The organism is Mucilaginibacter gossypii (assembly GCF_900100945.1).
Classification (GTDB): Bacteria; Bacteroidota; Bacteroidia; order Sphingobacteriales; family Sphingobacteriaceae; genus Mucilaginibacter; species Mucilaginibacter gossypii.
This window is the reverse complement of sequence record NZ_FNCG01000006.1, coordinates 227883-239979: the sequence shown is the minus strand read 5'-3', so window position 1 is coordinate 239979 and position 12097 is coordinate 227883. Positions and strand designations below refer to the sequence as shown.

The 12097-nt window shown below is 41.0% G+C and carries 12 protein-coding genes; 9 read left to right on the top strand and 3 right to left on the bottom strand.

Annotated elements, in window-relative coordinates; translation table 11 throughout:
- Positions 1-43: 43 nt before the first annotated feature.
- Positions 44-604, top strand: a complete 561-nt coding sequence (locus tag BLS28_RS14195; protein ID WP_091168153.1) for an inorganic diphosphatase — start codon at positions 44-46, stop codon at positions 602-604.
- 248 nt (positions 605-852) lie between these two features.
- Positions 853-1974 (top strand): XrtY-associated glycosyltransferase XYAG1, encoded by a 1122-nt coding sequence (locus BLS28_RS14190; RefSeq protein ID WP_091168149.1) that lies wholly within the window; start codon positions 853-855, stop codon positions 1972-1974.
- Between the two features lie 106 nt (positions 1975-2080).
- Here the strand turns inward: BLS28_RS14190 and BLS28_RS14185 are convergent, their stop codons facing one another.
- From BLS28_RS14185 to BLS28_RS14175, 3 genes are read right to left on the bottom strand one after another with little or no spacing between them, the layout of a single operon-like run.
- On the bottom strand, positions 2081-2404 hold the full coding sequence (locus BLS28_RS14185) for a hypothetical protein (protein ID WP_091168146.1): 324 nt from the start codon (positions 2402-2404) through the stop codon (positions 2081-2083).
- Between the two features lie 35 nt (positions 2405-2439).
- Positions 2440-3372: a cation diffusion facilitator family transporter gene (locus BLS28_RS14180; RefSeq protein WP_091168141.1), complete on the bottom strand. Its 933-nt coding sequence runs from the start codon at positions 3370-3372 to the stop codon at positions 2440-2442.
- 5 nt (positions 3373-3377) lie between these two features.
- Entirely contained in the window at positions 3378-4418 is a 1041-nt protein-coding gene (locus BLS28_RS14175) for an AI-2E family transporter (protein ID WP_091168137.1), read from the bottom strand.
- A gap of 230 nt (positions 4419-4648) precedes the next feature.
- Here BLS28_RS14175 and BLS28_RS14170 point away from each other — a divergent pair, with 230 nt between their 5' ends.
- From BLS28_RS14170 to rpsO, 7 genes are all read left to right on the top strand, one after another.
- A complete protein-coding gene (locus tag BLS28_RS14170) occupies positions 4649-4960 on the top strand; it encodes a sugar MFS transporter (protein WP_143020759.1) in 312 nt (103 codons plus the stop codon).
- A gap of 7 nt (positions 4961-4967) precedes the next feature.
- Positions 4968-5822, top strand: a complete 855-nt coding sequence (locus BLS28_RS14165; RefSeq protein ID WP_091168129.1) for an ROK family protein — start codon at positions 4968-4970, stop codon at positions 5820-5822.
- A gap of 63 nt (positions 5823-5885) precedes the next feature.
- Positions 5886-6170 carry a glycoside hydrolase family 2 protein gene (locus BLS28_RS14160; protein WP_091168126.1) on the top strand — a complete coding sequence of 95 codons (285 nt, stop codon included), beginning with the start codon at positions 5886-5888 and terminating at the stop codon, positions 6168-6170.
- Between the two features lie 164 nt (positions 6171-6334).
- Positions 6335-8137: a M61 family metallopeptidase gene (locus BLS28_RS14155; RefSeq protein WP_091168123.1), complete on the top strand. Its 1803-nt coding sequence runs from the start codon at positions 6335-6337 to the stop codon at positions 8135-8137.
- Positions 8138-8256: 119 nt separating this feature from the next.
- Entirely contained in the window at positions 8257-10491 is a 2235-nt protein-coding gene (locus BLS28_RS14150; RefSeq protein ID WP_091168119.1) for a S41 family peptidase, read from the top strand.
- 39 nt (positions 10492-10530) lie between these two features.
- Positions 10531-11487, top strand: coding sequence for an adenylyltransferase/cytidyltransferase family protein (locus BLS28_RS14145; RefSeq protein ID WP_091168116.1), 957 nt, complete (start codon positions 10531-10533; stop codon positions 11485-11487).
- A gap of 300 nt (positions 11488-11787) precedes the next feature.
- A complete protein-coding gene (gene rpsO, locus BLS28_RS14140; RefSeq protein ID WP_090524765.1) occupies positions 11788-12066 on the top strand; it encodes a 30S ribosomal protein S15 in 279 nt (92 codons plus the stop codon).
- Positions 12067-12097: the final 31 nt, after the last annotated feature.

Here is a 12097-nt window from a genome sequence, read left to right as displayed (position 1 = left end):
GGTACTTTCATAAAAAAATAACCAAAATATTGAATTACTACCAATGAATACACAGCATCCATGGCATGAAGTTTCAACCGGGCCTAAAATTCCCTATGTTGTAAACGCAGTTATTGAAATTCCCAAGGGCTCAAAGGCTAAATATGAGATTGATAAAGAATCCGGACTTTTAAAATTAGACCGCGTGCTTTTTTCTTCAGTAATGTATCCGGCCAATTATGGATTTATCCCTCAAACCTATTGTGATGATCAGGATCCGCTTGATATTTTAGTTTTATGCTCGGTTGATGTTTTTCCGCTGTCTGTCATCGAAGCTAAGGTGATAGGGGTAATGCATATGGTTGACAATGGCGAACAGGATGACAAAATCATTGCCGTTGCTAATAATGATATGTCGGTTAATTATATAAATGATTTAAGCGAACTGCCACCTCATACAATTAAAGAGATAGAGTGTTTCTTTAAAGATTACAAGGTTTTGGAAGGTAAAAATGTAACTGTTGAACGCTGGATGGGGGTAAGTTACGGCCATCAGGTGATAGAAGATAGTATGGTATTATACGATGTTAATTTTAAACCCGTCCAAACCAAAGTTGCCGGTTAAAATATTAAGATCTGGCAAAAAATGTTTAACCCTGCTTCTTTTAATTGAGTTGCGGCGTTAAACATTTTTTATTTTTACTTCGTGCTGCCGGGGGGCGTAGTTAATCTTTGGGAGTTAGTACTTTTGGTTTCGTCCAGGATTTGCCTGCTCCGTTTATACCTCGATAATTTTAGGTTTAAAATTGCAGCAGGCTAAATAACCCCTCCGCGGGATGCATATTTGCATTCTCATATTGCTAATGATGTTTTATGAAAATACTGCACATTATACCTGCTTATAAACCCGCTTACGGCTACGGAGGTCCAACTGAATCTGTATCGCGGCTTTGCGAGGGATTAGCAGCTAATGGGCATGTTGTTGACGTTTTTACCACTACCGCTAATGGTAAAACCGAACTGGATGTAATACCCGGAGCTAAAACGAATGTTGAAGGGGTTAATGTGATTTATTTTAAACGGATCACCGGTGATCATACGCACGTTAGTCCGGCATTATGGCGCAGGCTTGTTAAAACTGCCAACCACTATGATGTGATCCATATTCATTCGTGGTGGAGTATTTTAAACGTAATTGCTGCACGGATCGCCTTGTTCAGTAAAGCCAAGGTTATTTTGGCGCCCCGCGGCATGCTAAGCGGGTACGTATTTGAAAGCGGGAACAACAGCTACAAAAAATTGATCCATAAATTAGGTGGTCGTAAAATTTTAAAGAAATGCGTGCTGCACGCTACCGCCCAATCTGAATATATGGAGTGCAGGAAGTTGATTCCGGGCTGGCAGGGCTTTGTATTACCCAATATTTTATCATTACCTGATATCGAAATAAAGGAACCCTATAATGAGTGCTTCAGGATTATTTTTATGTCGCGCATTCATCATAAAAAAGGACTTGAAAAACTATTTATTGCTATAAGCAAGCTCTCTTTTAACCTGAAACTTGTTATTGCCGGCGATGGCGAGGAAGCATATATACAGCAATTGAAACAACTTGCAGTTGAGTTAAATATAGCTTCAAAAATTGACTGGATAGGCTGGGTGAACCGGGATGAGAAATTTGAACGGCTTAACCAGTCTGATCTGTGTGTCCTCACCTCCTTTAATGAAAACTTCGCGAATGTGGTGGTTGAATCGCTGCATATGGGTACTGCTGTTTTAGTTTCCGAAAATGTAGGTCTTTCCGATTTTGTTGGTGAAAATAACCTGGGTTGGGTTTGTACATTAGATACAGTCGACATTGTCGAAAAGCTGAACGAAGCTCACCTTGCAAAGCAAAAATTAGATCACATCCGTAAGCATGGCCGCGAAATTATCCGAACGACATTTCATGAGCAGGTGCTGATAACAAAGTATTACGAAGAGTATTTAAAATAATTCCTTTTTTCTTTCAGTCAGTTTGCTATCCCGGATGGCTGCCTTCCTTTAAAGCTAAGGCCGAAATGTGCGTTGGAAGTGAAGTTGGTACTATTAAAGGGCCAGACTATTGCCGGCCCTTCTGATACTTATAATGTAAATTCTTTAGCGTTTCGATAGTAGCCTCATCTGTCGAGATCCCGTAGCCCGTTACCAGCGTACCTTTAACACCTTCCGCTGAAGCAAGGGCGTAAACAATAGCCTCATCGGCAGGGTCGGAGGGGCCTTCGTAGCGGTATAGGTCCACTATTTCAAATTCTTTTACCGGGAAGTTTTCCGCGCCTGCTTTAAGATGGTCACCTTCCAGGCTAAATTCATGGGTATAGCCCTGTTCTTTTAATTTGGTTATAGCTTCGGTTACCGTTGCGTAATGAAATTTTTGTTCTTCCATGAGATAGGTATTTGTTATCAATAGCTAATATACAATTAAAGTACGCTGCCTGTTTCAGTAATTTCTGCCGAAAATGTTTCGGGTTGTACCAACACAAAGCGCACCAAACTAAACTCCTGCTTAATACAATCCCGGATCCGGCCTATAGCTTCGTTGATTTGTTCGGTATTCAGATCATCTTTAAAAGCTACTATCAGCATCAAAATAATTTCATCGGGCGATTGATAAGTTGACAGCATGTGCATCACCTTTAAAACAGCATTGTCCTGTTCAACGAGTGTGCTTATCTTAGTCTTCGATTCAGACGAAATACCCTCGCCCATAAGCAAACTCCTGCTTTCGCGGGCTAATATGGCCGAAACACCAACCAAAATTAAACCAACCAATAATGATGCTATACCGTCAAGCACAGGAATGTTGTAACGATGGTTCAGGAACATGCAAATGCCAACAATAAAAAGGCCTGCAACGGCTGCACTATCCTCAAACATCACTAAAAAGTTTGATGGGTCTTTGCTTTTAACTACGGCGTCCCACCAGGTTTGATCGCCCCTTATGGCGTTAAATTCTTTCAGGGCGATGATGAGCGATGAGCCTTCAAATATGACGGATAATCCCAAAACTATATAACTCATAGTAGGATCGCCAAGGGGTTTGGGTTCGCGGATATGTAATATGCCCTGGTAAATGGATAATCCTCCGCCCAGGCCAAATATCATGATAGATACAATGAACGACCAGAAATACAGCTCCTTACCGTAGCCAAAAGGGTGGGTTTTATCGGGTTCTTTGCGTGCCCGGTGCAGACCAAGCAATAGTAGCAATTCGTTAGCAGTATCCACTACCGAGTGAATCCCTTCGGAGATCATAGATCCGCTTCGGCCTATAACGCCCGCTATAAATTTGGTTATTGCTATGAGCAGGTTGGCAATAAGTGCACTATATATCGATTTTTTTGATGAGGGCATATTCCTTAATGCGCTATTACCTCGGCATCGCCAAGTTTTTTAACATACAATTCATCAACCAAAATCACAATGATGGCCACAATAGGAACTGCCAATATGATACCCAGTACCCCCGAAAGCGTTCCCATAACCACCTGGCTGATGATGGTAAGCGCGGGAGGCAGGTTGATCATACGGTTTTGTACTATAGGCACTACGATATTGCTCACCACGGTTTGCGATATTATATAAATGAGCGCCACTATGATAGCTGTATTTGTGCCCATGGTGAGTGCAAGTAATACACCCGGTATCATGGCTATAACCGAACCCAGGTTAGGGATGATCTTTAACATGCCTGCAAATAAGGCTAATATCAATGCTGCCGGAATTCCCATAATGCTTAAGCCCATGGTAAGCAGCAAGCCCAATAATACCATAGAGAGCAGCATCCCTTTAATCCAACCTTTTAATGAAAGACTGATCCTGTCGATAATATCCTGTCCCAATGGTTTTTTTTGATCTGATAGCAGCATTAAAATGCCGTTTTTGTAAACATCGGGATTGGTGGTAAAAAAAATACTCAGGAACAGGATGATATAAATATCCCCCAACACGCCAAAGCTGGTACTAAAAAAGTGTTGTACCGTAACCACAACTTTATCGGGGTCATTATCGCCCGAAAAATAATCAAGTATTTGCTGCCCCGTTGGGTTTGAAGCCAGTTTAGCCTTAAAATTATTAACCGTATGCGGGAGTGTATCTTTAAGTAAAGCTATCTGGTGCTGTATGGTTGTGCCCATCAAATAAAACAAGCCCGCCACAATTAAAAATGAACCAACTACAGAAATGATCATGGCATACCGCCTGGGCATTTTGGTGTTGCGCTCTATCAGGTCGCCAAGGCCGTGAAAATAAGTCGCGATCAGTGCGCCTGAAAGTACCATGAGCAGTACGTTAAAAGCCACCCGGGCTATCAGTATTACTACAACCAATAAGGCAACAATAGCAACAGTGTGCCATACTTTTTCGATATAAGTAAGCTCTTTCTCTTTTTTTGGGGTCATATAGCAGGTATTTGTTCCATTAACACATTCATGTACTCTAAATGTTTTGATTGAATTAAGTTAACAAGATATTATGAAAGAGATTGATACTGATTGTTACACTTTCTTTTTGAAATATTTTAAAATGAAAGTGTGAGAACTTAAACAAGCTGTTGTAAAATTATTCCTCCAAAGGATTTTTTAACGATATTTAGGTTCATACCGAACCAAAAACCATAGCCCTTCAGTTGATGAAGAAAAACTACTACATCTCATTGTATTCATTTTCAATAGTTGGCTTCTTTATGTCGGTAATATATCTCATTATATTCTCGCTGGCGTTGAGGTCGATAGCTGAAGATCACGGTTCATTTGCCGGGATCCCGGGTGACGGTATTATTGGTGGCGCAATGGTTAAGCTCCTGATAGGTGGCTTGGGCAGCTTGTTTGGCTTAAGGCAGGGGATGTTTTTGCTGTACATTACATTCGGCTACATGCTTAGTATCGGCTTTTGGGCTAAGCCGCTGGTTACCAACAAAACTATTTTTGATAATAAAGCATAATAAATAAATGAGCAATATAAAAGTTATAGGTATTGATCTGGGAGCTACCAATATCCGCGGCGCGGTGGTTAATAATAACACCATCGGTTATATCATATCGCAACGGATAAAAAGCGAAGGCAGTGTAGAAGATGTGCTGAACGATATTTATGCTGTTGTTGATGTCCTGCTGCAAAACGATAAGGCCAGCGCCATAGGCATAGGCGTGCCCAGCGTGGTTGATGTAGCCGAAGGTATTGTTTATGATGTGCAATATATTCCCTCATGGAAGGAAGTACACCTGAAAAAACTGATGCAGGAGCGATACAACATTCCTGTATATGTAAATAATGACGCAAATTGTTTTGCCGTAGGTGAGTTATATTTTGGAAAGGGTAAAGGTGCCGATAGCATGGTTGGCGTAACCCTGGGCACCGGGCTTGGCACTGGCATTATCACCAATGGAAAACTGTACGCAGGCCACAATTGCGGCGCCGGGGAGATAGGTCTTTTTCCCTATATCGATAACGTCCTTGAGTATTATTGCAGCGGCTCATTCTTTGGCAATGTGTACGGATTGAATGGCGTACAGGTATTTAAAGATGCGCAGGCCGGCAAAGAGATGGCATTGGAGCTGTATGCCGAATTAGGAAACCATGTAGGGAATGCCGTGAAAATGATCATGTATGCTTATGATCCCGAACTGATTATTTTAGGCGGATCGGTAAGCCAGGCCTTTGAGTATTTTAAAGACACCATGTGGCAGCAGGTGAAAACCTTTGCCTATTCAAAAACGCTTGAACATATAAAAATCGAGATCTCGGAACTGGAAAACAGCGGTATCATAGGTGCGGCTGCTTTGTATTACGACTATCAGAAGTGAAGTTAATCTGTCATAAAAAAATATTGTTAATGTCGGTAATAGTCCTGCTCAGTACAAGGGTATTTGTGCAGGGGCGACGGGAGTAATAATCAAAATACCGGTATTGCAATTGCGTTTTTTGTACATCTGCGCGCTTTAAAAGAGCAAGGTGGTGACGATATTTTACCGGTGATCTTCAGCGATAATTATATCTCACTGGCACCGGGCGAAAGCAGGGTGATTAAGTGCACCTATAGCACTAAAAATGCCGATGATACAACGCCCTATTTCCCAACCCCGGCCTGGAACCTGGATATAGCTGAGAGCAATGGCGATTGTGGGTTTGAAGATGGGCTGCCGAAGGAGTAGTTTACCCGGGAAATAAGCTGAGTATAACCTGTGTTTCTTTGGCTAAAACATTTGGTGAAATTTATCTCCGGGGGATAAATACAGGTGTTTTTTGGGCTAATTTCCGGTGATTGGTGAAATAAATAAATCGCTGTTTATTATATTCGGCAAAACCCAAGCAGATAATGAAATTACTATCTAATTTAACCCTATCATTTTGCCTGTTTTTTTGTGCCGGTGTTTGGGCCCAGCAACCTGTTAATATGCAATATTCGGTGTCGATGGAAAAGGCGGCCGACCATTTGTATCATGTTGAGTTGACCAATAAAACCCACCTCAAAACGCTTGATTTTAAGATGTGCGTTTGGACGCCGGGCTATTACCAACTAATCAATTTTGCCGGAGCTGTACAAAATTTTACTGTTGCCGATGCAAAAGGCAATTCGCTTAAATTTGATAAGCCCACTAAGGATACCTGGAAAGTTATTAACCCTTCGGCCGGCGATGTAAAGATCTCGTACGATGTTAAAGCGGTTGTGCCGTTTGTAGGCAACGTTTATCTTGACGAAACAAGAGGCTACATTACCCCCGGAGGCCTGTTCATGTACCTCGACCAGGAATTACGCCATCCAGTCACCATCCAAATGAAGCCTTACAGCAAATGGAGCGATCTGGTAGCAACCGGGCTGGATACCCTGAAGGGACAATATCATGTTTACAAAGCCGCCGATTTTGATGTGCTTTATGACAGCCCTTTTTTAATGGGCGAGCTGGAAGTTTTGCCACCTTTCAGCGTGCAGAATAAACCACACAACTTTATCGGTTATAAGTTGCCTGCTTTTGACAGGCAGGCGTTTATGGACGACCTGAAAAAGATAGTAGTGACGGGCAGCAACATCATAGGCGAAATCCCCTATACACACTATACATTTCTATCGATAGGCGCTGGCGGCGGCGGTATCGAACACTTAAACTCAACCTCGTTAAGTTTTAGCGGAGGTGAAGGGTTTAATACTCCCGAAGCCCGTAAAAAGCTGTACAACTTTATAGCGCATGAGTATTTTCACCATTACAATGTTAAACGCATCAGGCCGGTTGAGCTCGGCCCGTTTGATTACTCAAAGGAGAACCACACTAATATGCTTTGGGTATCCGAAGGATTTACAGTTTATTACGAGTACATGATCACCAGGCATGCGGGTTTAATGAATAACGAGGATATGTTTGGCGATTTTCAGAATAACCTGCGTAACTATGAAAATGAACCCGGCCATTTGTATCAATCGGCAACAGAAGCCAGTTATAACACATGGGATGACGGGCCAAACGGCAGGCAGGGCGATGATTTTAATAAAACCATTTCATACTACGATAAAGGGCCGATTTTGGGCTTGATGCTTGATTTCAACATCCGCCATGTAACACAAAATAAAAAAACGCTTGACGACGTAATGCGATTGCTTTATTACAAATATTACAAAAAGCTAAATCGCGGCTTTACAGAGCAGGAGTTCAGGAATGAGTGCGAGAAAATGGCGGGTGTGCCGTTAACAGAGGTATTTGAATATGCATCGACCGTTAAGCCGCCTGATTATCCAAAATATTTCGCTTACGGAGGACTCGCTGTTGATACTGCTACTAAAGTGGTATCGGAATCATGGGCTGGCCTTAACGTGCGGCAGCAGGGCGATACGCTCAGGATCAATACAGTTGCCTATAAATCCCCCGCCTGGGATAAAGGTATCAGGGGGCGCACGGTTATACTTACGGTTGATGGCGCTCCTGCAACAAAAGATGTACTTTACAAGGCCTTCGAAACAAAAAATACTGGAGATAGTTTAACGTTGGGTTTGTTAAAGAACGGCGAAAAGAAAGATGTAACCATTGTTTTGGGTAGGCTGAGGGAAAAGACATTTAAAATTACACCCTTGCCAGGCCCCGATAAATTGCAAGCTGCTATTTTTAAAAGCTGGACGGAAGGAAAATAGCTACTTATCCCGGATTTTTTTTGTAAGATCAGGTACACGCTATTTTTTATGATTTACTGTATATTAAATCATAAAAAATAGCGTTTTGGTTTCATTATAAACTTAACCTATCCAAATCAATGAAAAATGCCCTGCTGCTTTCGTGCTTCATAACATCCTTGTTTAGCTGTAATAAATCAAATGGCCAAAATCAACAAGATTTATTAAATGGCGACTTTGAAAAAATAAATCAGGTAAATAAGTATCCTGAAGGCTGGACTCATTCTGACGGTCGTGATTATAAATATGCAGTAGATAGCATTGCTGCGCAGCACGGTAAATATGCACTGTCAATCGCCTCAGAGGTAGATACCGCCGGGTATGGTATTATCAGCTTTGTTATTCCAAAAAGATTTGAAGGGAGTGAGATTGAACTAAAAGGGTATCTGAAAACGGAAGGTGTAGGCTCTGGCTTCGCGGGTTTGTGGCTTCGGATTGACGGTACTTCTGCTTTTGATAATATGCAACGCCAAAATATCCATGGTACAAATGGCTGGAAACAATATAGTATCAAATTGCCATACAATAGCCAAAAGACGATTAATGTAGTTGGCGGTGCACTTCTGGTAGGTAAAGGGAAAATTTGGATTGATGGTCTGCAATTATTTATTGATGGTAAACCCATTGAAAATGCTGTGCCTAAAGCGATAATCAGGGTTAAGGCTGATTTGGATACTGCTTTTAAAAATGGCTCGGGGATTAATACCATTACGCTTAACCCACAAACAATCAATAGCTTAAGATTGCTTGGCCAGGTTTGGGGTTTTTTGAAATATCACCACCCCGCTGTTGCAAAGGGGGGTTATAATATGGATGCTGAGCTTTTTAGGGTAATGCCCGCTGTTATAAAAGCCCGGAATAATAGCGAATTAAACCAGCTGCTTGAGCAGTGGACCGATAAGTTTGGTGAAGTGAATGCTTGTGATAATTGCAAACCCGATATAAATAATGCGGTTAAGCCCACGCCCGATTACGGAAATCTATTTGATCATTCGGTGCTCAATAAATCACTCACTGATAAGCTCCGCTTTATTTTAAATAATCATAAAATCACTGAAAGTTATTATGTAAGCATGGCAGAGGGCGTAGGTAACCCCTTATTTGACCACGAAAATGGATATTACCAAATGAAATATCCTGATGCAGGTTACCGCTTGCTGTGCCTGTTTAAATATTGGAATATGGTACAATACTTTTTTCCTTACAAGCATTTGATAGGAAAAGATTGGAATCAAAGCCTGCCTGAGTTTATCCCCCAGTTTGTGAACGACAAAAATTCAACAGAATATATACTCACAACGCTCAAGCTTATCAGTAGTATTCATGATACGCACGCTAATATTTGGAGCGGAAACGCTGAGCTGGAAGCCTATCGCGGTAAATACAGGCCATCATTTAAGGCCGGTTTTGTGGAGAATAAACTGGTGATAACCAGTTTTGAGTCTGATTCACTTGCTGTTAAAGAAAAGTTCAGGATAGGGGATGTGATAACTGCTATTAATGGCATTGCTATAGATGAACTGATCAAAAAATATCTGCCTATAACTGCGGCGTCTAATTACGCAACTCAGTTAAGGGATATGCCGGGCAACTATTTACTGAGGAGTAATAATCCACATTTTGAATTTACCATGCAGCGCGATGGAAATCAATTAAATGCGGTTGTGGAAGGAGTACTCGTTTCAAAAAACGGCTTAATGGGTAGCAGCAATCTTAGTGTTAAAGATCCTGGTTATTATTTAATCAATGAGCAGATAGGCTATCTATATCCGGCAAAATACCACAATGCAAATCTGCCTGCTATCCGGGAGATGTTTAAGAATACAAGGGGTATTATTATTGATATGCGTTGTTATCCTTCGGAATTTATGCCCTTTACCTTTGGAGCGTACGTTAAATCAGGCACGACTCCATTTGTTAAGTTTACTAATGGAAGTATTAATAAGTCGGGTTTATTTGTGGAAACACCACCGCTTAATATTAAGCCTGATGATTCTTACCAGGGTAAAGTTGTGGTGATAGTAAATGAACAATCACAGAGCCAGGCAGAGTACACTACTATGGCTTTTCAAAGTTCACCCAATGTTAAGGTTATAGGTAGTACCACGGCAGGAGCTGATGGCAATGTATCGCAGATTATTTTGCCGGGCGGTATAAGTTCCCTGTTTTCGGGAATAGGGGTATTATACCCGGATGGAACTCAAACCCAGCGAAAGGGTGTGAAAATTGATGTTATAGTAAAACCTACTATTAAAGGTATCAAAGCTGGAGTTGACGAGCCGCTTGAAAAAGCAAAGGCATTGATCATGGAGTAGTAATTAAGTTTTTCTAAATTGCAGAGCAAGCTTAATACTATGAAAATTGCAGAACAAACAGCCCGGTTAACCAAAATTGGCGTTGACAAAATTGTGTTAGACCGCTACCGGGAGCCCCATCGGTTTTACCACACCCTTGAGCATCTGGACGATGTATGGCAACAATTAGAGAACCGGGGCTACAGTGATAATGATGTATTATTGCTGGCTACAATTTTCCATGATATCATTTACGATCCGAGATCCGGCACAAACGAAGAGGATTCGGCGAGATATTTTAACGAAACGTTTACGGGGGATGGAGCGCTCAAAGCTCTTGTAACAGATATTATCCTCGATACCAAACATCACAAGCCGGGCTCGGCATTGTCAGAGATTTTCAGTGCAGCCGATCTTAATATCTTAAAACAGCCATTTGACAAACTGCTGATTTATGAGCAGCAAATATTTAAGGAATTTCAGTTTGTAGATCACAAAATCTATAAAGAAAAAAGAGTAGAGGTATTAACAAGCCTGCAACAAAGTGTTGATAACCCGGCCCTGGATTATTTAATAGCCCATGTAGAAAACTTTAAACCCCGTATAGCAGTATATCCGGGGAGCTTTAATCCATTCCACAAAGGGCATTATAATATACTCCAAAAGGCCGAGCGAATTTTTGATAAGGTGATTATAGCCCGTGGTGTTAACCCAGGTAAAGATAAAGCCACATACGAATTGCCGGAAATATTAAGATACAGGCAAACTGAAACTTACGAAGGATTACTCACCGAATTTGTAGATGGTTTGGGGTATGACGTTACTATTATCCGGGGATTACGAAATGGATCGGATTTACAGTACGAACTGAACCAATACCGCTATCTTCAAGAGTTAGGCGGCAAAAACATCAGTGTAACGGCCATTTTTTGTGATATGGAATTTGAACACATCTCAAGTACAGGTATCAGGCAACTGGAGAAGTATGGTAAAGCAGGAGAGTATTTGTTATTTTGATAGTTGGCTGGTGGTAGTATAAATTGACTTCGGAGTTGGGATTTTCAATTTCGAATTTATTACGTCTGAGCCCCACTTTATGGAATTTAAAGAATAGACAGAGTAATTGCAAATTCTATAAATTCCCTTAACTCCATAAATTCGAGTTCCGACAATAACAACCACTCACTTAATCCAACTCAATCAACCACTCACCTAATCCAAAAAACAAATCAACCCACCCCTTGCTTTTGCATAATTAATCACTATCTTTGCACCCACAATTAATAAAATAGTTAACGCTTTAATATTATTCAAGTAATGTATTTAGGTAAAGAAGCAAAGGCAGAGATCTTTGCAAAACACGGTAAATCAGCAGCTGACACAGGTTCGGCCGAAGGTCAGGTAGCATTATTTACTACTCGTATTGCTCACTTAACAGGGCATTTGAAAAAAAACAAAAAGGATTTTTCAACTCAATTATCGCTACAAAAATTAGTAGGTAAACGTCGTGCGTTACTTGCTTACCTGTATAATAAAGACATTGAAAGGTACCGTGCTATCATCAAAGCTTTACAGCTAAGGGATATCATTAAGTAATTCTCTCCTTTTTTATTTAAAAGCCATCCCC